This window comes from Streptomyces sp. NPDC007025, from assembly GCF_042869455.1.
In the GTDB taxonomy this organism is placed as follows: domain Bacteria; phylum Actinomycetota; class Actinomycetes; order Streptomycetales; family Streptomycetaceae; genus Streptomyces.
Genome location: NZ_JBIAFT010000018.1, coordinates 146,664 through 171,406 on the forward strand (window position 1 = coordinate 146,664; position 24,743 = coordinate 171,406).

20 protein-coding genes and 4 pseudogenes are annotated in these 24,743 nt (G+C 70.7%); 19 read left to right on the forward strand and 5 right to left on the reverse strand.

The window, feature by feature from the left end:
- Positions 1-833: 833 nt before the first annotated feature.
- On the reverse strand, positions 834-1,487 hold the full coding sequence (locus ACFYMO_RS29345; protein ID WP_388550186.1) for a TetR/AcrR family transcriptional regulator: 654 nt from the start codon (positions 1,485-1,487) through the stop codon (positions 834-836).
- A 119-nt stretch (positions 1,488-1,606) separates the two neighbouring features.
- On the opposite strand from ACFYMO_RS29345, the gene ACFYMO_RS29350 reads away from it, so the two are divergent.
- Together ACFYMO_RS29350 and ACFYMO_RS29355 are read left to right on the forward strand one after the other, a co-directional pair.
- Positions 1,607-2,617, forward strand: a complete 1,011-nt coding sequence (locus ACFYMO_RS29350) for a hypothetical protein (protein WP_366771368.1) — start codon at positions 1,607-1,609, stop codon at positions 2,615-2,617.
- A gap of 699 nt (positions 2,618-3,316) precedes the next feature.
- The gene (locus tag ACFYMO_RS29355) at positions 3,317-3,889 is read left to right on the forward strand and encodes a restriction endonuclease (RefSeq protein ID WP_366771249.1); all 573 of its coding nucleotides are present in this window, start codon (positions 3,317-3,319) and stop codon (positions 3,887-3,889) included.
- Between the two features lie 238 nt (positions 3,890-4,127).
- On the opposite strand, the gene ACFYMO_RS29360 is transcribed toward ACFYMO_RS29355, so the two are convergent.
- Positions 4,128-4,964, reverse strand: coding sequence for an MBL fold metallo-hydrolase (locus ACFYMO_RS29360; RefSeq protein ID WP_366771248.1), 837 nt, complete (start codon positions 4,962-4,964; stop codon positions 4,128-4,130).
- A gap of 113 nt (positions 4,965-5,077) precedes the next feature.
- On the opposite strand from ACFYMO_RS29360, the gene ACFYMO_RS29365 reads away from it, so the two are divergent.
- The 4 genes from ACFYMO_RS29365 to ACFYMO_RS29380 all read left to right on the forward strand — a co-directional run bounded on the left by ACFYMO_RS29365 (position 5,078) and on the right by ACFYMO_RS29380 (position 10,022).
- Positions 5,078-5,395 (forward strand): winged helix-turn-helix transcriptional regulator, encoded by a 318-nt coding sequence (locus tag ACFYMO_RS29365; protein WP_388550190.1) that lies wholly within the window; start codon positions 5,078-5,080, stop codon positions 5,393-5,395.
- Positions 5,396-5,823: 428 nt separating this feature from the next.
- Positions 5,824-6,978: a TetR family transcriptional regulator gene (locus ACFYMO_RS29370; protein ID WP_388550192.1), complete on the forward strand. Its 1,155-nt coding sequence runs from the start codon at positions 5,824-5,826 to the stop codon at positions 6,976-6,978.
- Positions 6,979-6,989: 11 nt separating this feature from the next.
- Positions 6,990-9,191, forward strand: coding sequence for an MMPL family transporter (locus tag ACFYMO_RS29375; protein WP_388550195.1), 2,202 nt, complete (start codon positions 6,990-6,992; stop codon positions 9,189-9,191).
- Between the two features lie 54 nt (positions 9,192-9,245).
- Positions 9,246-10,022 (forward strand): DUF4097 family beta strand repeat-containing protein, encoded by a 777-nt coding sequence (locus ACFYMO_RS29380; protein ID WP_366771245.1) that lies wholly within the window; start codon positions 9,246-9,248, stop codon positions 10,020-10,022.
- A 357-nt stretch (positions 10,023-10,379) separates the two neighbouring features.
- On the opposite strand, the gene ACFYMO_RS29385 is transcribed toward ACFYMO_RS29380, so the two are convergent.
- Positions 10,380-11,228, reverse strand: coding sequence for an IS5 family transposase (locus ACFYMO_RS29385; protein ID WP_366771244.1), 849 nt, complete (start codon positions 11,226-11,228; stop codon positions 10,380-10,382).
- A 70-nt stretch (positions 11,229-11,298) separates the two neighbouring features.
- Positions 11,299-11,496, reverse strand: a pseudogene (locus tag ACFYMO_RS29390) (ATP-binding protein); the annotation flags it as partial.
- Between the two features lie 19 nt (positions 11,497-11,515).
- Here ACFYMO_RS29390 and ACFYMO_RS29395 point away from each other — a divergent pair.
- A pseudogene (locus ACFYMO_RS29395) lies at positions 11,516-11,978 on the forward strand (transposase family protein); the annotation flags it as partial.
- 5 nt (positions 11,979-11,983) lie between these two features.
- On the opposite strand, the pseudogene ACFYMO_RS29400 reads toward ACFYMO_RS29395, so the two are convergent.
- Positions 11,984-12,118, reverse strand: a pseudogene (locus ACFYMO_RS29400) (IS3 family transposase); the annotation flags it as partial.
- 503 nt (positions 12,119-12,621) lie between these two features.
- On the opposite strand from ACFYMO_RS29400, the gene ACFYMO_RS29405 reads away from it, so the two are divergent.
- The 12 genes and pseudogenes from ACFYMO_RS29405 to ACFYMO_RS29460 all read left to right on the forward strand — a co-directional run bounded on the left by ACFYMO_RS29405 (position 12,622) and on the right by ACFYMO_RS29460 (position 24,596).
- Positions 12,622-13,620 carry a substrate-binding domain-containing protein gene (locus tag ACFYMO_RS29405; protein WP_366771243.1) on the forward strand — a complete coding sequence of 333 codons (999 nt, stop codon included), beginning with the start codon at positions 12,622-12,624 and terminating at the stop codon, positions 13,618-13,620.
- 85 nt (positions 13,621-13,705) lie between these two features.
- Positions 13,706-15,241 (forward strand): sugar ABC transporter ATP-binding protein, encoded by a 1,536-nt coding sequence (locus ACFYMO_RS29410; protein ID WP_027761741.1) that lies wholly within the window; start codon positions 13,706-13,708, stop codon positions 15,239-15,241.
- A gap of 11 nt (positions 15,242-15,252) precedes the next feature.
- Positions 15,253-16,272 (forward strand): ABC transporter permease, encoded by a 1,020-nt coding sequence (locus ACFYMO_RS29415; RefSeq protein WP_366771242.1) that lies wholly within the window; start codon positions 15,253-15,255, stop codon positions 16,270-16,272.
- Positions 16,273-16,306: 34 nt separating this feature from the next.
- Positions 16,307-17,392, forward strand: coding sequence for a zinc-binding dehydrogenase (locus tag ACFYMO_RS29420; protein WP_388550200.1), 1,086 nt, complete (start codon positions 16,307-16,309; stop codon positions 17,390-17,392).
- Between the two features lie 3 nt (positions 17,393-17,395).
- Positions 17,396-18,679, forward strand: a complete 1,284-nt coding sequence (locus ACFYMO_RS29425) for a DUF4380 domain-containing protein (RefSeq protein ID WP_388550203.1) — start codon at positions 17,396-17,398, stop codon at positions 18,677-18,679.
- A 58-nt stretch (positions 18,680-18,737) separates the two neighbouring features.
- Entirely contained in the window at positions 18,738-19,526 is a 789-nt protein-coding gene (locus ACFYMO_RS29430; RefSeq protein WP_388550205.1) for a FadR/GntR family transcriptional regulator, read from the forward strand.
- Positions 19,523-20,671, forward strand: a complete 1,149-nt coding sequence (dgoD, locus tag ACFYMO_RS29435) for a galactonate dehydratase (RefSeq protein ID WP_366771238.1) — start codon at positions 19,523-19,525, stop codon at positions 20,669-20,671. Before ACFYMO_RS29430 ends, dgoD begins: the two co-directional genes overlap by 4 nt.
- A gap of 62 nt (positions 20,672-20,733) precedes the next feature.
- Positions 20,734-21,366: a bifunctional 4-hydroxy-2-oxoglutarate aldolase/2-dehydro-3-deoxy-phosphogluconate aldolase gene (locus ACFYMO_RS29440; protein WP_366771237.1), complete on the forward strand. Its 633-nt coding sequence runs from the start codon at positions 20,734-20,736 to the stop codon at positions 21,364-21,366.
- Complete coding sequence (locus tag ACFYMO_RS29445) at positions 21,363-22,328, forward strand: sugar kinase (RefSeq protein ID WP_388550209.1); 966 nt, start codon at positions 21,363-21,365, stop codon at positions 22,326-22,328. Before ACFYMO_RS29440 ends, ACFYMO_RS29445 begins: the two co-directional genes overlap by 4 nt.
- 89 nt (positions 22,329-22,417) lie before the next feature.
- Positions 22,418-23,407, forward strand: a complete 990-nt coding sequence (locus tag ACFYMO_RS29450; RefSeq protein ID WP_388550212.1) for an SMP-30/gluconolactonase/LRE family protein — start codon at positions 22,418-22,420, stop codon at positions 23,405-23,407.
- Positions 23,404-24,183 carry a glucose 1-dehydrogenase gene (locus tag ACFYMO_RS29455; RefSeq protein WP_037786534.1) on the forward strand — a complete coding sequence of 260 codons (780 nt, stop codon included), beginning with the start codon at positions 23,404-23,406 and terminating at the stop codon, positions 24,181-24,183. The genes ACFYMO_RS29450 and ACFYMO_RS29455 overlap by 4 nt, the downstream gene beginning before the upstream one ends.
- A 1-nt stretch (position 24,184) precedes the next feature.
- Positions 24,185-24,596 (forward strand): annotated as a pseudogene (locus tag ACFYMO_RS29460) (diadenosine tetraphosphate hydrolase).
- The last annotated feature ends 147 nt before the right edge of the window (positions 24,597-24,743 follow it).

Consider the following 24,743-nt stretch of genomic DNA (forward strand, 5'->3'; position numbering starts at 1 on the left):
TCACCTCAACATGATCAAAGGGCCGGGCTCAGGTGTGACCGCGATCGCGGGGGCGCCACTCGATCGTGGGATTGTCCCGCGGGGAGGAGGAAAGGGGGAGGTGGGGGTCAGCCAACCCGCCCCACCCGCCCGGACCGGCTCATCTGGGACGCCCACTCCGACACCGAACACTCTCACGTCATGGAGATGCTGACGCTGTTCCGCGGCCCGCATCCCTGCAGCCGTCTACCGCGCGAAGAGGCCCTGCTCGAGGATTCTTCAGCTCGGCTCCGGCAGCGCGTCGATGGAGGGCGGCTGGTTCAGGGCCACCGGGATCGTGCCGAGCTTGGCCGTCGATGGCATGCCGGCCCCGGGCGTCGGGGCCGCACGCGCGCATCCACGGTGTGCAGACCTGCTGCCCGGGTACGGCCGTGCATTGCGCCTGGCCGGGCGGCGGTCGGTGCTCTTGTCGGCGTCTCCGACGGCACCCCTCGGGCCCGGTGACACCGCCTCCCAGGTCATCGACGTCGACAGAACCGTCGTGCCGGGCCCGGAGTCCAGTGGCCCTCTTCCAGGGACACGGAGAAGCTGATGGGGCAGAGGCCCCGCATGGGTTGCACGGCCATCGCCCATGGGGGCTTGGCGGCGGAAGGGGTGGCGGCACCTGGGGTGTGCTCGTGCGTGCTGTCTGGGTCTGTCTCCGGGGGAGAGCACTCGATGCTTCGTGCGGCACCGCCGGTACCGTGCCTCGGCCGTGCGTCGTGGCCTGGCGTGGTGTCATCGGCGTTGTGCCGGTCGGCGGGGAGGGTGATGGCTGGGTGCGGCGGCGTGTTCGGGAGTGAGGTGGGTGGTCTTCACGTCGGGGTGTGTTGCTCGGCGGCGTCGAGTGCGGGAGTGAGCGGTGCGAGTGCCGCGTGGAGCTGGTCGGGCAGTGACCCTGAGGGCACGAGCAGTCCTCCGGCGCCGTGACTTCCGCCGGTTTCTGCGTTGTCGGCAGGCCGGAGCCAGCTTTCCAGTGCGATGCGGACAGCCGTGGCGACGCTTGCCGCGAGAACGCGGGCTGTGTGCGCTCGGGTGTCACCCAGGCGTGCGGCGATCGCTGCCGTGAGCGGGGGCTCGATGCCGGCGGTGGTGTCGAGGAACGCGTCGCGCAGCGCGGTCCGGGTGGTGATCAGCAGCAGTGCCTGCTGTTCGCTCTCGCCGGTGTCCGTGTACTGCTCGACCACCGCGTCGGTGACGGCGTCGGCCAGGCGCACCTCTGCGGGCCGGGCCGCGACCGCCGCCGCGATCCGCGCCTCCCGGTCCGCGGCGACAGCGGAGACGATCGCCTGCTCGCGGCTGGCGAAGTAGTTGTTGTAGGTGCGGGGTGAGACCCCGGCGGCTTCGGCAATGTCCTCGACCCGTACCTGGTCCGGGCCGTGCTCGACGGCCAGGCGCAGTGCCGCCTCGCGCAGTGCCTCGCGCGTGGCCTGCTTCTTCCGCTCCCGCAGCCCTGGTGGTCTCGTCACGGGACCAGCATCCCACGCAACGGAAATGCGTGCACGCAAACTTGCGTGCACGCATTTTTGTTGTCAGTCTCTACCCGATCGAGACCGACAGAGGGGATGCCACCATGCGTGCAAGAGGAATGACCTACGACACCGGATTCGTCATGCACGGCCAGATATCCCGCCAGCACCTCGACCCTGCGGTGGTCCGGCGCGAGCTCGCCATCATCCGCGACGACCTGCACTGCAACGCGGTCCAGATCACCGGCGGTGACCCGGACCGGCTGGAGCTGGCCGCCGGTGCCGCCGCCGAACTCGGCCTGGAGGTCTGGTTCTCGCCCTATCCGCTGGAGTTGGAGGCGGAGCAGATCCTCGCGCTCCTCCGCGACTGTGCCGGGCGAGCGGAACGCCTCCGGCAGCAGGGAGCCGCAGTCGTGTTCGTCGCAGGGGTCGAGCTGAGTGTGATGAACCGCGGCTTCCTGCCCGGAGAGAGCCCCGAGGAGCGCGTCGAGCAACTGATGAGCCCACCCGAGCGGCGCGCCGAGGCCATGGGCGAACTCGGCGTGCGCATCAACACCTTCCTCCACGATGCCGCGGCCACGGTCCGCGAGTACTTCCAGGGCAAGCTCACCTACGCAGCCATCCAGTTCGAGCAGGTCGACTGGACCCCCTTCGACATCGTGACGTTCGAGCTGATCCGCTCGGCCGAGGTCGCCGACCGGTTCCGGGACGCTGTGCGCACCCTGGCCCAGGGCCCGAAGCCGCTGGCCGTCACCGGGTTCGGCACCGCGGCCTACCGCGATGCCTCGGACCGCGGGGGCCGGGTGCTGGAAGTGGTCGAGCACGACCCGCAGACCAAGGCCCCTGTGCGGCTGAACGGCGTATACGAGCGTGACGAGGCCGGCCAGGCCGCATATCTGAGCGAACTCCTGGAAATCTTCGACACCGAGGGCGTGGACAGCGCGTTCGTGTTCCTGTTCGCCCTGCCCGGCTACCCGCACCGCCCGGACGGCGACCCCAGGGACGACCTGGACCGGGCCGGCCTGGGCATCGTCAAACTCCTCGAAGGACGCCGGGGGCAGACCTACCCCGACATGGAATGGGAACCCAAGGCCGCCTTCACGGCGGTCGCCCAGCGGTATGGGAGATAGTCCGAGACTGCCCTCGGAGGGGGCGGGCCCGGCACGGCAAACGCGGAACCCTTCTGAGAAACCCCCGAAACTCCCGAAGCGGCGGCGCTCGGTCTCACGACGCCGCCGCTCATCCGGGCGTCGAGCTCACCGCACTCCAGCGCTTCGGACGGGCAACCGGCAACCTCCCTGAACGCGGCCGGGCGAGAACGTGAAGGCGGGAAGGGCGATGAGTGGACCAGGGCAGGACAGGCGCCACAGACGGGCAGCAGGCGCTGTGCTGTGGAGCCTCTCGCCAGCGCTGCACCTGGCCCCGCTCGCGTTCGCCCTGACGGATGTCTCTGCGGACGAAGACCCCGCCGACCCGGCGTCGGACGTGCATGAGGAGTCCGGCTCCCCGACGTTCCCAGGCCCGACGGTTGCGGAGGCTCCAGGGTGTGGATGTCCAGGAAGCCGGCCACAGCCCGTTCTTCGCCATCGAGCACCCCCGGCCTGCCCTACGGCAATGTCTGCCGCTGCGGCCAGAACGTGAGGGCACCAGCATCCGGCACCCCACCGGTCAATCAACTGCCGTGACACCAAGAAAGCCCTGACGGTCGCCGAAGCCGAACAAAGGCCGTCCGTACCGGAGATGGCGTGCCAGGCTCGGTCGCGGATAGGCCGTGCCCCCGTTGGGGAGCAACAAGGCGACACACAGGGGAGGGAAGGGGGAGACGACCTATGGCAGCCCTGCTGGTCATGCTGGCCGCGCTCGCGGCCGGAGCCGTCATCGCGCTCCTGGTCCGCGCCGGGCGGCGCGAGAGCCGCGCGGAGGCGGTCCGGCTCGCCGAAGACGCACGGCGGGAGGCCCGCCGGTCGCTGGAGGCGGTCTGGACCATGGACGGCCGTGAGTTCGAGGACTACATCGCCGGCCTGTGCCGCCGGGACGGCTGTACCGGAGTGCAACGTGTCGGCGGCGCCGGCGACCTGGGCGCGGATGTGATCGGCTATCTGCCCGACGGACGGAAGATCGTCGTGCAGTGCAAGCGATACGCCAAGAACCGCTCTGTCGGCAGTCGCGACATCCAGACGTTCAACGGCACCGCCCGCGCCGAGCACAAGGCCGACCTCCCCCTCTTCGTCGCCTCCTGCGTCTTCACCGGCCCGGCCCGGCAGTTCGCCGCACGCCAGCACCTGGCGCTCATCGACATCGACCTCCTCGGCTTCTGGAACAGCGGCACCGCCCTCAGCTCACTCCTGGCCCTGGACATCGGCCGCTCCGGCACCAACCGGAAGCTCACCCCTGACGACTGAAGCCCGGGCCGGACGTTCCCGCGCCGCAGGCCATCAGGTCTGGGCGACGTGCCGGGACCCGCTCCGACCCGACTCTCGCGGGCACGGTGCCGACTGGCGCCGAGGGAGCCTGGCTGGCTGGTTGACACCGCCCGGTGCGGTACTCGCTGACCAGGTCCGGACCAAGATCCCCATGCGATGAGAGGGGAGGGCAGGGCCGTGGGCGCGGGTGTCCTGTCCCATCGGAGCGTGAGCGATCTCAGCGAGGAGTGAGCGGCCGCCCCGTCGGAGCGAGTGCTCCGGTGTGCTGTCGGAACTCCCAGGGGTCATGCGCGGAGATGATCTGCACGCCGGAGGCGGGGTCTGCGGCGAGTTTCTGCAGTCTGGCCACATTGGCCAGGCGGAGGTCCCGGTCGGTTTCCGTCTGTTCCTGCAGCGCGTCGAGCATCGCCGGGGCGGAAGGGATGTCGTGGCGGAGTTCGCCGTGGAAGTAGTAGGCATCCCCGGCATGCAACAGCCACCCGGACCCCCTGCGCACAGCGATTGCGGTGTGGCCCGGAGAATGCCCGGCCAGGGGGATGAGCAGGATGTCCTCCACCACCCCGGAGGGCTGGTGAACGCCGTCGAATCCGTGCCAGCGCCCACCACCATCACTCGGGTAGAGCGCCCAGCGGGGGCCATGAGCCCAGTGCGCATGCGGGGCGCCCGGATCGCCCAGGGCGGCGGCCTGCTCGGTTCGGGCGACGTGCACGACCGCTTCGGGGAAGTCGGCCAGCCCACCGGTGTGATCGCGATGCAGGTGCGACAACAGGATGTGCCGCACATCCTCGGGCCGGTGACCGAGCCGGGCGAGCTGCCGGACCGCCGCTTCTTCCGGGTCCAGGCGTGGCTGCGCCCAACTGAGGAAGTCCGCGCCCAGCCGCGCCTCCGGAGCGCCGATGTCCGCCAGCCCGAACCCGGTCTCGACCAGTACCAGCCCGCTGACCTCGGTCTCGATGAGAAGGCAGTGGCAGACCGCGGGCAACGGATCCAGCCCGTGCCCGGCCTCCGGCTCGATGACGGCCATCGAACCGCAATTGAGATGATGGATACGCATGGCAGACGACGCTAGGAGGGCTGATCGTGGCTCACCAAACGGTTGGACACGGAGGGACGGGGCTGCTGGACGCCTGCTCCGGACCCGTAATCGAGCCTGCCCCAACCTGCCCGGTGGAGATCACCCTCGCCCTCCTGCGCGGCCGGTGGACGCCCCTGGTGCTCCGCGAATTCCTCCACCGGCCGACCCGCAGCTACACCGAGCTCGCACAGGGTCTGACCGCCCTGTCCGACAAGGTGCTCTCCGAGAGGCTGACGCAGCTGACACAGGCCGGAGTCCTCAGTCGTGAGCGCAGCCCCGGCTGGCCGCCGCGCGTTCGGTACACCCTCACCGACCGCGGCCATGACCTGCTGCCCGTGCTACAGGCTCTGTGGGACTGGGGAACCGGGGCCCCGGCCCTCCCGGCGCGTTCAACGTCCGGTGAGACATAACTCCCGGTGACCAGACTGCGGCGAGACCGCCCAAGCTCCGATGCGACATGATGTACCGCTCCCTGGGTTCTCCCAGAGTCCGCGGAGGCTGGCGACCAGCGGGCGGGCGAGCCGGGGCCGGGCATGTACGACGATCACCGGCCGGCTCCACCGGCCGGTCACTTCAGAGCTGCGGAGCCGGGGATGGGCCCCGGAGGCCCCTATGGGTTTCGTCAGCCCGTAGGGGTTGGTCGGGGGTGCAGAAGGTGCCGTCGCGGAGCAGCGCGAAGAGCATGTCGTCTCCTCGTCTCGCGAGGCAGAGGAGGGCGGCGCTTTCCCGTTGCCGCCGGCTTCCGCACGGCCTGCCTGGTCCGGGCGGACGGCGGATATGCCGACGCCGGTGATTCCAGGCTGCCTGCCCGGGCCGGGCAGGCGCTGGGCATCTCGCCGTGGAAATCGCGAAACGGGCCGACGGGGCCAAGGGATTCCAGGTGCTGCCCCGGCGCTGGATCGTGGAGCGAACGGTTGGCTGGCTGATCCGCAACCGGCGCCTGGCCCCGAGCGGCGGCCGGCTCACCACCACCTCGGAGGCGATGGTCAAGGTCGCGATGATCCTGTTGATGCTCTTCCCCCTCGCCGGTCAGTCGTCACGCTGGAGCCACGTCAACAACCGCAAGACCCGCTCCATGAGCGTGAGGTTCTTCTCGCAGCATGACCAGCCAGCCCCCGGCAGGCCCTCAGTCGAGGAAAGGCGTGCGCCCTCCGCAGTATTCGTCGTCGCGGAAGACGCACCTGATTGCCGCTGTGAGCCCCGTCGCTCGCGCTCCGCGCAGCTGTGCTGTTCCGCTCGCCGACGTGCTCCATGTGCGCTTCTGGCCCGTGCGCGGGGCTGGGAGAAGGTCCGACGACGCACCAGTCAGCACCCTGGGGTATTCAGTACCTGTGGGTATGCTACTTTGTGCTTCATGACAGATACGGAGAGCCAGTCACCCGAGCCCACCCCTCGCACCCCGCGTGCGGAGGTGCAGCGCAGGCTGCTGGCGGCGGCCGCGCGGGTCTTCGCCGAACGGGGCTACGCCGACAGCCGATTGGAGGACATCGCCCGCGCCGCCGGCTTCACCAAGGGCGCCGTCTACTCGAACTTCGGAAGTAAGCAGGCTCTGTTCGGCGCTCTTCTTGGCGAGCGCGCGGATACGGAACTGGCCACGGTGATGGCCGAGATCCGCGACATTGATGAGGCGAGTGCGGCTGCAGTCCGGGCCGCTCAGTTGGTGGCGCGTCGGATCGTCGAGGACACCGAACGCGGGCGGCTCGGACTGGAGTTCGCCGCGCGTGCCGCTCGTGATGAAGAGACCCGGGCGGTGGTCGCACCGCTGCGGCGCGCGCAACGCGCGGCAGCGTCCCAGGCGTTCGCCGAGGTCATCGACGGCAGCGGCATACAACCTGGGGTACGTCCAGAACTGGCCGGACTGATCCTGCACTGTCTGACCAACGGCCTGGCGATGGAGCGTGGCGCCGATCCCGAGGCGCTCGACGCCGAAATCGTCGAAGAAGCCCTCTCCGCCACCCTCGCCGGCCTCCTCGCCCTGCCTGCGAACGGCTGAAGGAGCCCTCAATGTCCACCGTGCTTCATTCCCTCGGCCGGGCGGCGTTCCGTCACCGCGCCCGTTTCCTCGCTGCCTGGCTGCTGGTGATAGCCCTGGCCGGCGGCGGCTTCGCCGTCTACGGCTCGCATCTCGACAGCGAGGCCACCATCCCCGGCTCGCAGGCGCAGGAGGGCATCGACGTACTGGAGAAGGCGCTGCCGTCCGCTACCGGGGTGACGGCGCAGGTCGTCTTCGTCGCCCCGAAGGGCTCGACCGTCAACGACCCGGCCCAGCACGCGGCCATCGAGCAAGCGGTGCGTAGCGCCGCGAAGGCACCGCAGGTACAGAGAGTGGCCGACCCGTTCCAGGCGAAGACTGTCTCGGCCGATCACCGCACCGCACTGGCGCAGGTGCTCTATCCGATCAAGCGCGACGCACTTCACGACAGCAGCGTCGCCGCGCTGGAGGACATCGCCGCCGAGGCACGGTCGAGCGGTCTGCGAGTGGAAGTCGGAGGCACCATCTACAGCACCGCAGGTGTGCTCGTAGGCGTCGCGGAGGTACTGGGTGTTGTTGTCGCCGTTGTTGTCCTCGTCCTCACCTTCGGGTCGCTGCTGGCCGCCGGACTGACGCTGCTCACTGCGGTTGTCGGCCTGGCTCTCGGGCTGGTTGGTCTGATGCTGGTGTCGAACGTCGCCACCGTTTCCTCTACCGCGCCGAGCCTCGCGCTGATGATCGGTCTCGCGGTCGGCATCGACTACGCGCTGTTCCTCCTGTCCCGACATCGAACTCAGCTTGCCGCCGGAATGGATCCCGAGGAGTCGACGGCCCGCGCCACGGCGACTGCCGGAAGCGCCGTGGTCTTCGCCGGCCTGACAGTGATCACCGCACTGGCCGGACTCAGCGTCGTCGGCATCCCGTTCCTGACCGTCATGGGCCTGGCCGCCGCAGCAGCGGTGCTGACGGCCGTGGCGGTAACGATCACTTTGCTGCCGGCCCTGCTCGGCTTCACCAAAGAGCGCCTCCGGCCCAAGCCCGGCTCACGGGCCGACCGGCGCGAGCGCGTTGCGGCGGCCGGCCTCCGCAACGGCGGCGAACGATGGGCCCGACTGATCACCCGCCGCCCGCTCGCCACCATGCTGACCGTCGTCCTGGGTCTGGTCGTGGTCGCCATACCGGCCACCCAACTCACCCTGGCCATGCCCGACAACGGCACCGCCGCACCAGAATCGACCCAGCGCAAGGCCTACGATCAGATTTCCGAGGCATTCGGCCCCGGCAACAACGGCCGACTCATCGTCCTTGTCCAAAGCCGAAACGGCGATCCGCAGCAGTCCGCCGCCCAGATCGCGACCGGGCTCCATCTACCCGGCGTCATATCCGTCGGCCGGCCCCAACTCGGTACGGACGGCCGCACCGCAATCCTCACGGTGACCCCGAAGAACGGTCCCCGGGACGCAAAGACGGAAGAACTCGTCCGCGACATCCGCACTGTCACTCCCCGGCTCGGGGCGAAGGCCGACGCAAAGGTACTGGTCACCGGTTCGACTGCCGCAGCGATCGATGTATCCGACCGGCTCAGCGCCTCGCTGCTACCGTTTGCCGCGATTGTCGTAGGACTCGCGCTGGTCCTCCTGCTCCTCGTCTTCCGCTCGATCGTGATACCGGTCAAGGCAGCAGTCGGTTTCCTGCTCTCCGTCGCAGCGGCCTTCGGCGCCGTTGTGGCCGTCTTCCAGTGGGGCTGGCTCGCCGACCTGCTCGGCGTCCCCACCACCGGCCCCGTATTCAGCTTCATGCCGATTGTTCTGCTCGCCGTACTGTTCGGCCTGGCGATGGACTACGAGATCTTCCTCGTCTCACGTATGCGCGAAGATTTTGTGCGCTCCGGTCGGTCTCATCAGGCCGTGTACGCCGGCTCACGGTACACCGCGAGAATTGTCACAGCGGCCGCACTGATCATGTTTTCCGTCTTCGCGAGCTTCATGACCACCGAAGACCTCACCCTCAAACCGATCGCTCTCGGCCTCGCAGTCGGCATCCTCGTCGACGCCTTCCTCATCCGTATGACCCTTGTCCCGGCCGTCCTCGCACTCATCGGCAAACACGCCTGGTGGCTGCCCCGTTGGCTCGACCAGCGCATACCCGACCCCGACCTCGAAGGCACCCGGCCCAGCAGGCCGAAAGAGGACCCGGCACCGACCACGCACGCCGGGGAACCGACCCGCCGATAAGGTCCTCGGCCCACCTCGCCCAGTCAGACACCACTCCAGTAACGGAGACCCTCCATGGCCATAGCCCACTACCGGCCCCGCACACTGTTCACCTTCGGGGGCGCCTCGCTAACCCTCACCCTGCTGGCACTCGCCGCCTTGACTTACTTCAATGTCTCGGCGGACGACGCAGAACCGCAAAAGCGCAGCTTCGCCCCGGTCAGCGACCAGCTCACCGTCGCCAAGAACAACGGCGAACTCGACATCCGGCCTGCCGACGTCACCCAAATCGAGGTGACCCGCCAATTCGCCAGTCGCTCCCTGCCCGGCGGCAGACCTGAAGCCACATGGGACCTCACGGACGAAAGGCTCACCCTGGCCACCGACTGCGGACCCCTCAGCCTGTGTGACGTCCGGTACGAGATACTCGTGCCCAAAGACGTGGCGCTCACTGTCGAAGGCGACAGCGGCCAAGTCACTGCCACCGGATTCGGAATGGCACTGAAGATCCGCACGGACAGCGGCGCCATCCGCGTCGACAACGCCTCAGGCCGCCTCACCTTGGACACCGAGAACGGAGAGCTGCGCGCCACCCGCCTCACGTCGAACCAGGTAGACGTCGGTTCGGAAAGCGGGGACGTCCACCTCTCCTTCGCCAGCATCCCCGAACAGGTGAGAACGGCAACAGAGAACGGCGCACTATCGATCGGCCTGCCGAACGCCGCCTACAAGGTCATCACGACGACAGACAGCGGCGACGTGCGCACTGACCTCCCCGAAGACCCGAACAGCTCACACACGATCACAGCTAGCACCGAGAACGGGGCGATCACCTTGCGCGCCACCGAGTAGACCCACACGCCTGCTGCAGCGGAGCCAGACGACAGCTACCCCTTGGAAGCACTCGGGACTGCTGCAGGTCAAGATGCCACCCGATCATGCAGCAATCCCTAATCCCCTCCTCACCTGGTGATTTATGCCATGGACATGCTCGGGCTCGGTTCCATCGCCTACGGTCTGCTGCTCTCGGCGTCCGCGCTGGAACCGGTCCGGTCGATCGCGTGACGAGTCCGTCCGGGGCGTGGACGTGGGTACGGGGCAAGGGCCTCACAGGGCGGCCGACTGCTGCACCGTGACGGGGTACCCGCACAGGGCGCGGCGGATCGGGACACAGCAGCCTCTCTGTCTCAGAGCGTGTTTGAGATGACTTCATCGAGCGCGTCGTAGGGGTTGTCGTCCGGGGCGTGTGGTGGGGCCGTTGCGGGTGAGGCGGCGGGTTATGACGCCGATCATGGCCCAGCGGATGAGGGTTGCGGAGTGTGCCGGGTCGCGTTCGTAGTCGCGGGTCAGGCGGCGGTGAGCACTGATCCAGGCGAAGGTCCGTTCTACCGCCCACCGGCGGGGCAGGGGCCGGAAGCCGCGCTGCCCGGCTGGCTTGCGCACGATCTCCAGGCTGCGGCCGAGGATGTCTTTCACCCAGGTCACGCACTGGCCGGAGAACCCGGCGTCGGCCCAGAAGTGTCGGGTGGCGGGTGCGTCGTGGTGGGTGTGGAGCAGGGCCCTGCGTCCTCCGTTGCGGTCCTGGAGCGAGGCGGAGGTGACCAGGATGACAAGGAGGAGTCCGAGGGTGTCGGTGACGATGAAGCGCTTGCGTCCCCGGGTGCGCTTGCCCGCGTCGTATCCGCTGGTGGAGGTGGGCACGGTGTCGGTGTTCTGCACACTCTGGGAGTCCAGCAGTCCGGCGCTGGGCTCGGGTTCGCGGCCTTCACGGGTACGGACCTTGCGGCGCAGGGCATCGTGGAGGCGGGTGGCGGTGCCGTCGTCGTGCCAGCGGGTGAAGTACCAGTACACGGTCTCCCAGGGCGGGAAGTCTTTGGGCAGGTAGCGCCATGGGCAGCCCGTCCGTGTCACGTACAGGATCGCCTCCACGAGCCGGCGTCGTGGATGTTTCTCGGGCCTGCCGGCGTTCGGGCCAGTCCTCGGCGGCGGCAGCAGCGGAGCGATCAAGTCCCACTGCTCATCGGTCAGATCAGACGGGTACCCCTGCGCTCTCCCCATGCTCGGCCCAATGAGCCGAGCACCCCACCGGCACGGCACCTCTCAAACACGCTCTGAGTTAGGCTCGCAATCAGCTCCGCACCCTTGGGTTCATTGGAATCAAGGCGTCGGTATTCGTGAACTCACGGGGTTTGGCGGTCATGCGGGCGTCTGTGGCGAACAGCTCCCGCTCAGCCGGGTGGAGGATGTGCTGGGTGATGAACGAGCGGCCGGCGACCTTCCACAGACCTCGGCCCTTGGCCAAGGCGGACACCGCCTGGGTCTCGACTGTCCGATGATCTGCACGGCCGACTGCCCCGCTTGCAGCGGACCGGCCGTTCCACTCCGGCGAACACGCGAAGCAACGGATGAACGTGCAGGTCATCGCAGCCCCCTGCGGTCGGCTGTTGTGGGCCTCACCTGCCCTGCCCGGCGCCGTCCACGACACCCGCGCAGCCCGCGGACACGGTATCGTCGGCGCCCTCACCGAGGTAGACATCCCGTGCTGGGCGTAGGCATCCCGTGCTGGGACGAGAAAGGATGCCGGGGCGCCGGCGGCACGGTCCGCATCCCGTGCCGGGGACGCCGGGAGATCCTCTCCGCGGGCCGGCAGGCGGTGAACCGGTCCCACGCAAGGATCCGGGCCCTCGTCGAGTTGCCGTCGCCTCCCTCAAGCCGTGGCATCTCCTCCGCACACTGCGGTGCTCGACCGCCCGGATCACCAGCCTCGTCCAAGCCGTCCTCACCCTGCACCTGACCGGCTCAGGGTGAGGACGGAAAGAGCTCAGTGTCTCCCCGGTGATCCGGAGCTCAGGGGTCACGGCCGCGTACGTGCGCTTGCCGCCGTCCGCGTGGTACACCGCGACGGCGTCCCTCCGGAACTCCTCCGGGTACGGAGACTGGCGTCCCACCTGGACATCCCTCCCTGGACCAGCAAGGTCCATTGTCAGGGTGCCCACTCCGAGGGGTCAGCCTCACCACGAAGGTGCCCCGCCCCGCGAAACTGTTGCGGGTGCCGACCCCGGTCGACTGCGGACCGGGCCGTACGTGGCGGCCGGGCACCCCACCTCCGGCACCGATCGATCCGGACCTGCCGAGCTCGGATGTCCGCATCCAGGAAGTCATGGCCGGGATCCCTGCACGTGGGCAGGGGCGCGCCCGTTCTGCGGCCGTCGGGGTGCGGCGCGGAGGCAGGGGCGCGACAGCTCAGTGTCAACGGGCTCCTGCTGGGCGATTGCCTCAGAAGTCGGATTTGCCCGCAGGAAACATCGCGCTCATCTCGGAGTCAAATCATTAATTAGCAATTAATCTTGACCTTGCTCGCCCGGTCCTTCCATACTCGGAGCACGCCGCGGCGGCGATCCGCCCCGAATGCGGTTGTACGCAGCTTTTGCACGTGATTCGGAGTGATGTCATGAAGAACGGCAGGAGGCGGCATCGCACCCCGTTTGCCGTGTGCCTCGGTCTGGCGCTGACGATGGTCGCGCTCACCGGGTGCATTCCACGGGCCGGAGACGGGGGGCGGGTCGGCCTGGTCTACATGGACGCCCAGGGCTACTACGCGGGGGTCCGCAAAGGCATGCAGGACTCCGTCGGCCGGCTCGGCGACGGGTTGCAGCTGCTGGAGCTGAACGCCCAGGGCGACGCCTCCAAGGAGAGTGCCTTCGTCGACACCGTGAGCGCCGCCGGGGTCAAGGCCCTGGTGCTCTCGCCCGTCTCCACCACCGCTTCCATCCCCGCGGTCCGTCTGGCGCACGAGAGCGGCGTCAAGGTGGTCTGCTATAACACCTGCCTCACTGATGAGGCGACGCAGAAGTACGTGAGCGCCTGGGTGCTGGGCGATCCGGTGAAGTTCGGGGAGCTGGCCGGGGCCGAGGCGGCGAAGTACTTCAGGGCCAAGGGCATCGAGGACCCGCGCATCGCCGTTCTCAACTGCGAGACGGTCGAGGTCTGCATCCAGCGCCGGGTGGGGTTCGAGAAGGCCCTCTTCGCCGAGCTGCCCAAGGCCAGGATCGTCACCAACCAGCAGGGCACCACGATCGACCAGGCCCTCAAGGTCGCCGACCGCATCCTGAGCGCCCAGTCCCGGGTCGACGCCTTCTACGGCGAGTCGGGCGGCGCCACCATGGGCGCGGTCCGGGCCGTGCGCCAGCGCGGCTTCGTCGGACGGACGGTGGTCTTCGGCAGCGACATGACGTCCGACCTGGCCAGGGAGCTGGCCGACCACCGGGTACTCAAGGCCGATGTGGACATCTCTGGAGTCGAGGTAGGCGAGCTGGCCACGCGTACGACCGCACGGGTCATCGCCGGCGAGGAGCTCGACGACCCCGTGGTCCCCGCGCCCGTGAAGCTGTACTCCACCCCGGGGGAAGCCCGCGAGTGGCTGAGTACCCACCCGGACGGCCTGCCGTGACGGGCACCGGGCCCACGGCCGATACCGGGCCCGCGGCCATCGCCTCCTCTCCTTCCCCCGCCCCTCCGGTGCCCCTGGAGCGAGTATGACCACCACCCCACCGCCACCCGCCCCGCCCGGCCCCGTACCGGCCGCCGAGGCGACCGGCCTGAACAAGCAGTATCCGGGCGTACGCGCCCTGACCGACGTCGACTTCCGGATCGAGCCGGGCGAAGTCCGCGCCCTCCTCGGGCGCAACGGAGCGGGCAAGTCCACGCTCATCCGGATGCTGTCCGGCGTCGAGGTCCCCGACAGTGGCGAGGTCCGTATCGGGGGCGAGGCCCTCGGCCACGGCGGGGTGCGCCGTGCCGCCGAGCTGGGCGCGGCCACCGTCCATCAGGAGCTGAGCCTGGTGCCGGAGATGACGGTCGCCGAGAACCTGTTCCTCGGCGAGTGGCCCCGGCGCGGGCTGTCCGGAGTGGACTACGCCCGGATGCGGCAGGAGGCGGCCGAGGTGCTGGCCGAACTGGACGTACGGGTGGATCCGAAGGACACCGTCGGCTCGCTGCCGCTGGCCGAGCAGCAGCTCGTGGAGATCGCCCGCGCGGTACGCCGCCGGCCCCGGCTGCTGATCCTGGACGAGCCGACCAGTGCGCTCGCGGCCGGGGAGGCGCGGACCGTCCTGGAGGCAGTCGGCCGTATCTCCGCGGCCGGGGTCGCGGTCATCTACGTGAGCCACCGGCTGGACGAGATCCGGCAGGTGGCGCGGAGCGTCACCATCGTACGGGACGGCAGCGTGATGGACACGGTGGACGTCCAGGAGGCAACGACCGCGCAGATAGTCGCCCTCATGCTCGGCGAAGCCGCCCGCGAACAGGAACCGTTCGCACCGCGTACGGTCGACCGCTCCCGGGAACCGCTCCTCTCCGTACGCGGGCTGACACTCGCACCGAAGCTGGAGGGGGTCGATCTCGATCTGTACGCTGGTGAAGTAGTGGGCATCGGCGGCCTGTTGGGTTCGGGCCGAAGCGAACTGCTCCGCTCGATCGCCGGCTTCGAGCCCGCCGCCGAGCGCAGGATCACCTTCGAGGGGCAGCCGGTGGCGCGACCCACCGCGGCCGCCATGAAACGCCTCGGGGTGGGCATGACCCCCGAGGACCGCAAGGGCGAGGGCATCGTTCCCCTGCTGGGCGTCGGCGAGAACATGACGATGTCCTGGTTCGCCGGGGTCAGCGGGCGGGCCGGCCTCTCCCCGCGCCGGGCCGGTGAGGCGGGTGGGGAGCTGGTGCGCCGACTCGCGGTCAAGACCCCCGGGCTGGACACCCCCATCGTCAACCTCAGCGGCGGCAACCAGCAGAAGGCCGTCATCGGCCGCTGGCTGCACGCCCGCAGCCGTGTACTGCTCCTGGACGAACCCACCCGGGGAGTGGACGTCGAGGCCAAACAGCAGATCTACCGCCTGATCCGGTCCCTGGCCGAGGAAGGCGCCGCCGTCCTCTTCGTCTCCGGTGAGTTGGAGGAGCTCCCGCTCGTCTGCGACCGGGCCCTGACGCTGCAACACGGACGGTTCACCCGCGAGTTCCTCGCACCCGACATCACTCTCGACGACATCATGGCCGCCACCATGGCGGTGGAAGTGTGAGGCAGACAACCATGTCCTCGACCCTCGTGGCCGACAAGCCGTCCGGCCCTCAGTCACCGTCCCAGGGTGCCGTCCGCGTCCGCCGCCTGCGCCACCTCAACGAGCTGGGACTGCTGGCCGCGATCGTGGCCCTCTACCTGGCGCTCGGCGTCACGGCGGGCGGGTTCCTCAGCACCGACAACCAGCTCGGCATCCTGCGGGACGCCGCGACCGTCGGCATCCCGGCCCTCGGTGTCACCCTCGTGATCATCGCCGGGGAGATCGACATCAGCATCGGCCCGGCCGTGGCCTTCGCCTCGGTGCTCTTCGCCAAGGGCGCCACCGAGTGGGACCTCGGACTCCCCGTCGCGCTGCTGCTCACCCTGGTGGCCGGCGCCGTGTGGGGATCGGCGGCCGGATGGCTGCGGGCCCGGTTCGGGGTGCCGTCCTTCATCGCGACGCTCGGACTCTGGAGCGCACTGGGCGGCCTCGCGCTCTACACCACCAACGCGCTCCCTGTCGCCACCCCCGGCGGCGGCTTCATGGACGCGCTCGGCGGCAAGATCCTCGGTGTCCCGACCCCGGCGGTCGTCCTGGTCCTGCTGTTCCTGGTGTTCTGGTACATCGCCCGCCGCACGGCCTACGGGCGGTCGGTCTACGCGGTGGGCGGCAACGCGGCCGCCGCGCAGTTGGCGGGCATCCCGGTCAGCCGCGTTCGCGTCACGCTCTTCGCCACCACGGGGCTGCTCGCCGCGCTCACGGGCATCCTGATGGCCGCCCGGCTGGGTTCGGGCAACGGTGGGGCGGCCGCGGGCCTGGAGTTCGACGTGATCGCCGCCGTCGTCATCGGCGGCACCGCCCTCGCCGGCGGCCGGGGAAGCCTGGTCGGGACGATGCTTGGCGTCCTGTTCATCTCGGTGATCGCCAACGGGCTGGTCCTGCTGGGGGTCAACTCCTTCCTCCAGGACGTCGTGCGCGGCCTGATCATCGTCGGGGCCGTCCTCATCAACGTGATCATCTCCCGCAAGGGCCTGACGACACGCACCACGTGACCCGTACGCCACGATCCGCACGAAGGACACCCCAATGAGCGAGATCCCCACACCCCCGCCCGCCACCATGCGCGGTGTGTACCTGCCGGGGAACAGCACCGCCGAGGTCCGGGAGCTGCCCGTGCCCGTCCCCGGTCCGGGACAGGTACTGCTGCGCGTGGGCGCGGCCGGCATCTGCGGCAGCGACATCGGCTACATCTACCGCGAGCACAAGACCCACCGAGGGGTCGACGGACCCGCCTACCGGGGTGTCGTCGCCGGTCACGAGCCCAGCGGCACCGTCGTGGCGACCGGCCCCGGCGTCCGGCGGCACCGTCCGGGCGACCGGGTGGTGGTCTACCACATCGCCGGCTGCGGGCTCTGCGACAACTGCGCCCGCGGATACCAGATCAGCTGCTCCTCCCCCTCCCGCGCGGCCTACGGCTGGCAGCGCGACGGCGCGGCCGCCGACCACCTGCTCGCCGAGGAGCACACCCTCGTCCCCCTCCCCGACGAGCTGAGCTTCGTGGACGGGGCACTCATCGCCTGCGGTTTCGGCACCGCCTACGAAGGTATCCGGCGGATCGGCGTGAACGGGGACGACGACCTGCTCGTCGTCGGGCTCGGACCGGTCGGCCTCGCCGCGGCGATGGCCGGCCGGGGGCGCGGAGCGCGGCGGGTCATCGGGGTAGAGGTGTCGCCCGAGCGCCGCGCCTGGGCAGACGGACTGGACGTCTTCGACGCCACGGTCACCCCCGAGGAGGCCGCCGAAACCGTGCCGGCCCTCACCGGCGGGCGGGGGGCCTCCACCGCGATCGACTGCTCGGGCACCCGGCCAGGACGGTCGACCGCCATCGCGCACATCGCCGAGTGGGGGCGGATCTCCCTGGTCGGTGAGGGCGGGACGCTGGAGACCGAGGTCTCCGACGCCCTGCTGCACAAGCAGGTCACGCTCTACGCCTCCTGGGTCACCTCGGTCCCGGTCATGGCCGAACTGGCCCGCAACCTGGTGCGCTGGGGTGTCCGGCCGGAGCGGATCGTCAGCGACCGCTTCGCCCTCGGGCGGGCCGGCGAAGCGTTCGCGCTCGCCGCGGGCGACGCCCGGGGCAAGGTCGTGCTCGAACCCGGCCTGGACGGCTGAGCGGTGACCGCCGCGAACGACACCGTACAGGTGCGGCGCACCCCGGCCGCGTACGGCGAGCTGATCACACTGGACGCCGGGGCGCTGACAGTGACCGCCGCGCCCGCGCTGGGCGGCCGGCTGCTCTCGGTGACGCTGGACGGCGCGGAGTTCCTGTACCGCAATCCGCTCCTGCTCGACAGCAGCCTCGCACCGCTGCCGGGTGTGCGGCCCGGTCCGCACGGGGGCCCGATGGCCGACTGGCTCAACTGGGGCGGGGACAAGACCTGGCCGGCGCCGCAGGGCTGGGACGGGCCCGAGCAGTGGGCGGGGCCACCGGACCCAGTGCTGGACTCGGGCCCGTACAGCGCCCGGGTCGACCGGCTCGGAGACGCGGTGGCACTCGTGCTGACAAGCGGTGACGATCCCCGGACCGGCCTGCGGCTGGAACGCCGTATCGTCCTGCGCCCCGGCAGTACGACCTTCGGCCTTCACCTGAGCATGACCAACACCTCGCCCAAGAAGCGGCGTTGGGCGCTGTGGAACGTGACCCAGCTAGCCGGTGCGCCGTCGACGGACCGGGCGGCCACCGAGGGCGTCTACCTCGGTCGCGCCGGTTCCGGGCGGCCCGCCTCCGTACCGCTGGTCGCCGGGACCGGGCGGCCCCGGGTGCTGGAGGCCTCTTCGGGCGTTCTCCACGTGCCGCACCAGGAGGTCGTCGGGAAGGTCGGTTTCCCCGACTCCGCGGGGTGGCTGGCGCATGTCGGGCCGGAGCGCACCCTGACGCAGCGGTTCGCCGTCCACGAAGGCGCCTATCCCGACCACGGGTCGCGCGCCGAGGTGTGGATGGAGTGCCCGCAGACGGAGGGACTGCCGCATCTGGGTGGTCTGCTGCCGCGCGACCACGTCGTGGAGTGCGAGGCGCTGGGACCGCTGACGACGCTCGCGCCGAGGGCTTCGGCCTCACTGGAGGTGGTGTTCGGAGTCGGTCCCTCGGCCGGCCCGGTCAGGTCCGTGACCCCGGCCGGCCACTGGGCGGGGCCGCCGCGCGCAGCGGTCGCGGGGCGGGCGCAGGGCGCGTTCGTGCCGTACGCCGCGGGCACGCTCGAAGCCCGCGGTCCGCTCGGGGCTCAACCGCTCGCGCTGGGTGCGCTGGAGCCCGGACGGGCGTACCCCGTGTGCCTGCCGCAGGACCAGCTGCCGTGCGGGGACTGGGAGTTGACCGCGCCGGTGCCCGGGGGCGGCACCGCGCGGGTGGCCCGTTTCGCTGTTGGGGAGGACCGACAACCAACATGTTTTAATTGCTAAATATTGAAGAGTGATGGTGTGCGCACCGCGCGGAAACGCGGTCGAGGAAGGACGGAACATGGCCGAGTACGTGGGCAGGGGCCTGCACGGGCAAATCGTCGAGACGGTCGGCACCCGTATCGTGCAGGGACGTCTGCGGGTGGGAGAAACCCTGGACATGGTCGCCCTCATCGATGAACTCGGCATCAGCCAGACGGTGTTGCGGGAGGCCGTCAAGGTCCTCACCGCCAAGGGCCTGGTCGACGCACGGCAGAAGCGCGGTACGTTCGTCCGCCCCCGCGAGCACTGGAATCTCCTCGACGCCGACGTCATCCGCTGGCAGTTCGCCGCCGACGCACCGGAGTTGGTCCTGCGGGACCTCGGAGAGGTGCGGCTCGTCATCGAACCCGCCGCCGCCCGCCTGGCCGCCGAACGGCGTACCGAGGAGGACCTGACCGCCCTGGAGGCCGCCCTCGCCCGCATGGGTGAGACCTCCGGCGACCCGGCCGAGGCGGCCGAGGCCGACCTCGCCTGGCACCGCGCCCTGCTCCGGGCCACCCACAACGAACTACTCCAGCGCATGGACGTCTTCATCGGACCGGCCCTCGCCGAACGCGACCGGCTGGTCCACTCCGCCGAGGCCGACGACCCGGTCCCGGCGCACGAGCCCGTCCTGAGCGCCGTACGCGACGCCGACCCAGCCGCCGCCGAGCAGGCCATGCGCGCACTGCTCGCCCGTGCCGACGCCGACCTGGCGCGCACCGCGGCCCCCTCCCGCGCCCGCACCGAGACCGAGGCGGACGACGACGACCGCGCCGACCGGGACGGCGGGCACGCCACCCGACCGAAGGACCGAGAACCAGCATGAAGATCACCCGCATCGAGACCTTCCGGGTACCGCCCCGCTGGCTGTTCTGCCGTGTGGAGACGGACGAGGGGATCGTCGGCTGGGGGGAGCCGGCAGTCGAGGGCCGCGCCGACACCGTCCGCACGGCCGTCGCCGAACTGGCCGAGTACCTCGTCGGCCTGGACCCCCGGAGGATCGAGGACCACTGGCAGGTGATGACCCGCGGCACCTTCTACCGCGGCGGGCCGGTGCTCTCCAGCGCCGTCGCCGGCATCGACCAGGCGCTGTGGGACATCCGGGGACAGGCCCTCGGCGTCCCCGTGCACGATCTGCTCGGCGGCGCCGTCCGCGACCGGGCCCGCGTCTACTGCTGGGTCGGCGGCGACGAGCCGGCCGAGATCGCCGACGCCGTGAGCGCCCAGGTCGAGGCCGGGTTCACCGCCGTCAAGATGAACGCCACCGGGCGCACCGGGCGCCTGGGCGGCGCGGCCGACATCGCTGCGGCGTACGCCCGCGTGGCCACCGCGCGCGAGGTGCTCGGCCCCGGCCGTGACGTCGCCGTGGACCTGCACGGCCGCCTCGGCCCGGCCGGCGCGCGACGGCTGCTCGCCGCGCTGGAGGACCTGCACCCGCTGTTCGCCGAGGAGCCGGTCACCCCGGAGCACACCCGGCTGCTGGAGCCGCTCGTCCATGCCACCACCGTGCCCGTCGCCACCGGCGAACGCCTCTACTCACGCTGGGACTTCCTGCCCGCGCTGACCGCCGGCATCGCCGTCGCCCAGCCCGATCCCTCGCACGCCGGGGGCATCTCCGAACTGCGCCGGATCGCCTCCCTCGCCGAAACCTTCGACGCCCAACTGGCACCGCACTGCCCCCTGGGGCCGATCGCACTCGCCGCATCGCTCCAGGTCGCCTTCGCCACCCCCAACTTCCTGATCCAGGAACAGAGCATCGGCATCCATTACCACGACGGCGCCGAACTCCTCGACTACATCGTCGACCCGGCGGTCTTCCGCTTCACCGACGGGTACGTCGACCGCCCCACGGGGCCGGGGCTGGGCATCACCGTCGACGAGGAGGCGGTCCGCCGGGGCGACGCTGCGGCCGGAGCCCCCTGGCGCACCCCGCTGTGGCGCCACCCCGACGGTTCGTTCGCCGAGTGGTGACACCCGCCCGCCCCAGGACCGCCCGACTCGCATCCGTACCGCACTCCCCGAGGACCGACCGAATGAGCTTCACCGACCGACTCCGCCGTGAACGCGTGATCGCCATCGTCCGCGGCTCCGGCCCGAAGGCCGCCGAGCGGACCGTACACACCCTTCGCGAGGAGGGCGTCGGCCTGATCGAGGTCTCCCTCACCACACCCGGCGCGGCCGACGTCATCGCGCGCTGCGTCCGGGAGGCCGGTGACGCCCTCGTCGGTGCCGGCACCGTACTCACGGCCGACGACGCGCGCGCCGTCCAGCAGGCGGGAGCCGCGTTCGTCGTCACGCCCGCGCTCGCGGAGGGCAGCATGACCTCGCACGCGCTCGGGCTGCCCGTCGTGGCCGGTGCCCTGACTCCCACCGAGGCCGTCCGGGCGGTCACCGAGGGCGCCACCGCCGTCAAGCTGTTCCCCGCCTCGGTCGGCGGCCCGGCCTACCTTCGCTCCCTGCGCGAACCGCTGCCCCACGTCCCCTTCGTCCCGACCGGCGGCGTGGACGCCGAAACAGCCCGTGCCTATCTGGAGGCCGGAGCCCTCGCCGTCGGCGTCGGAGCGCCCATCGTGGGAGACGCCCCGCACGGCGGCGACCTGGACGCGCTGCGCGCACGGTGCCGTGCCTTCCTCACGGCCGTCGCCGGGCACCGGGAGAGGGCGTGAGCACCGGGACCGCCCCCGACGTCGTCACCCTCGGGGAGACGATGGCCGTCTTCCGGGCGTCCGCCCCGCTCCGGATGGGCGGAGACCTGCGCCTGTCGGTGGCCGGAGCCGAGTCCAACGTGGCCGTGGGGCTGACCCGGCTCGGACACCGTGCCCGGTGGATCGGCCGCGTCGGTGACGACGAGCTGGGCACCCTGATCCTGCGCAGTCTCCGGGCGGAGTCCGTGGACACCACCGGCGCCCGCAGGGATCCCGAGGCACCCACCGGGCTGCTGCTCTCCGAGCAGCGCATCGCGGACCTCACCCACATCCACTACTACCGCACCAGCTCGGCAGGCTCCCGCCTCGGTCCGGAGGACGTGGCGCCCGCCCTGCTCGACGGTGCGCGGATCCTGCACGTCTCCGGAATCACCTGCGCCCTGGGGCCGAGCCCCCTGGCCGCCGTGCGCACGGCCGTCCGGGCGGCGCGCGCCGCCGGAATGCTGGTCAGCCTGGACGTGAACCACCGCACGCGGCTGTGGAGTTCGTCCGAGGCCGCCGGCGTCCTGCGCCCGCTGGCCCGGGAGGCCGACCTCGTGATCGCCTCCGACGACGAACTCGCCCTGGCCGCCGCGCCCTCGGCCCGCACCGCGGCCGACCGCGTCCGGTCGCTGCTCTCCGGTGGCCGGACCCGTGAGGTGGCCGTCAAACTCGGCGGCCACGGCGCCGAACTTCACACCGCCGAAGGGCGGGAACACACACCCGCGCGCCGGGTCGCCGTCCGCGACACCGTGGGCGCCGGTGACGCCTTCACCGCCGGTCTGCTCTCGGGCGTGCTCGACGGCCTCGGCACACGGGAACGTCTGGAGCGGGCCAACACGGTGGGCGCCTTCGCCGTCGGCTCCGAGGGCGACTGGCAGGGGCTGCCCGAGCGCCGTGAACTGGCCCTGCTGGACCGGCAGGATGGCGCCACCCTGCGCTGAGCCTCACCCGTCCCACCGTGCCAGGCTCCGCCGCCCGCGCATCCGTCCCCCGGCCTCCGCGACCTGCGGCGGCCCGGAAGGAGTGAACAGTGACCCGCCCACCGCACACGACAACCGCCTCACCGGTGTTCCGTCCCTGGACCACCCGTCGCCGCGAACTGGGCGAGGGCCTGCGCCACACCGGCGACCGCCTTGTGACCGTCGACATCCTCGACGGCACCCTCACCGCCCTCGACCCAGCCGAGCCCGGCGACGGCGAGGCCCTGCTGCGCCTGGACGTCCCCCTGGGCGCCGTCGCACCGCTGGCCGGGCGCCCCGGCCACTGGCTGGCAGCGGCGGGTACGGGCGCCGCCGTACTCGCCCCCGACGGCAGCCGCACCTGGCTGGCCCGGCCCGGCACCGGCGAACCCGTACCCAGCCGTGTCAACGACGGATGCTGCGATCCCTCGGGACGCTTCTGGTTCGGCACCATGCCCTACGGCGGCGAACGCGGTACCGGCCGACTCCACCGAGTCGACCACGACGGTTCGGTCACTACCGTGGTGGACGGTCTCACCATTCCGAACGGCCCCGCCTTCACGGCCGACGGAACGGTGATGTACCTGGCGGACAGCGCCGAGGGCCGCGTCGACCGTTTCCGGATGCGCCCGGAGGACGGCCGGCTCCTCGACCGGGCCACCCACATCACGTTCGCCCCGGGCACCGGCAGCCCGGACGGCATGACCGTGGACGACGACGGCCATCTCTGGGTGGCGGTCTGGGGTGCCGGCGCGGTCCACCGCTACGCCCCCGACGGCACCCTCACCGCCGTCCTGCCGCTCCCCGCGACCCAACCCACCAGCCCGGCACTCGTCGACGGCACCCTGTTCGTGGCCACCGCGACGATCGGTCTCGCGCCGTCACCCGCCGACCGTCCCAGCAGTGCCCCCCGCCACGACGGCCGCGTCCTGGCCGCCGACGTCGGGGCATCGGCACCACCCGCCCACCCGGCCGTCCTGCACCCGGGAACGCCCGGGGACCTGTCCGACACCATCGCCGCGCGGCCGTCCGGCGGCGCCAACCCCACGGAGGCACTGTGAACCCGTACCCCTTCCAGGACCGCACCGCCATCGTGACCGGAGGTGCCCAGGGCATCGGCGAGGCGGTCGTCGACACCCTGCTGGCGGGGGGCGCCGCCGTCGCGGTGCTGGACCGCGACGAGGCCGCCCTCGGCCGGGTCGCCGAGCGCCACGCCCCGCACGCGGACCGGATCCTGCCCCAGGCCGTGGACATCACCGACGAAGCGGGAGTCGCCGCGGCCACCACGGGTGTCGCCGAGCGCTTCGGCCCAGCGACGCTTCTGGTCAACAACGCCGGTATCAACGCCTACTTCGACCCGGCGACGATGACCACCGCCCAGTGGGACCATGTCTTCGCGGTCGACCTCAAAGGTGCCTGGCTCGTCGCCAAGCAACTCATCCCTGCCATGCGCGAGCGCGCCGAGGGATCGATCGTCAACGTGGCCTCCCTGCACGCTCGCCTCACGTCCGTCGGCTACTTCCCCTACGCGGCCGCCAAGTCGGGTCTGCTGGGGTTGACCCGGAGCCTAGCCCTCGAACTCGCCCCGCACGGCGTACGGGTCAACGCGGTCAGCCCGGGCTGGACCCGAACGGCGCTGGTCCGCGACTACTTCGCCGCCCAGCCCGATCCAGTGGCGGCCGAGGCCGAGGTGGTGGACGTACACCCGATGAGGCGGATGTGTGAACCGAGGGACGTGGCCGAGGTCGTCGCTTTCCTCCTCGGACCGGGTGCCCGGGGCATCACCGGCGCCGAGATCCCCGTCGACGGCGGCCTAGGAGCCCGCTTCGCGGGCTGACCTGCCGACGCGGCCCCGCCGAAGGGCGCCGGACTGGTCGGCCCGGCCGGGCTACTCGGTTCTGCTCGGGGATGAACCGGATGTGCAGCGTCTGTCGGACCTGCCGAAGGCAAAGCGGCTGTCGTTCCTGTCCGACATGGACCAGCTCGATGAGGCGGTCGAGCGTGCCTGTCGGCGGCTGGACCCGGCTTTCCGGCGGGTCAACCTGGAGATCCTGGGGAACACGGACCCGTTCTTGCATGTGCATGTCTGGCCGCGGTTCGACTGGGAGCCGGCCGATCTGGTGGGCAAGCCTGTGTGGCTCCATCCGCGCAAGCGGTGGAGTGACGAACAGTTCAGGCTGCGGTCCGCAGCACGACGTATGGCGGGATGCGATCGGCAACGAACTGGACCATCTGCGCTCGGTGACCTGACCGCTGTGGGTCCCCGCCGACCATCAGGTCGGCGGGCCCGGTGATCGGTGATGGTTACTGAGGTTGAACTGGTGGAGTCGTATGGTGACGGGCTGTCGCTTCCTGCGGTATGACCATGGCATGCGGTATCCACAGGGAGGCGGGCTG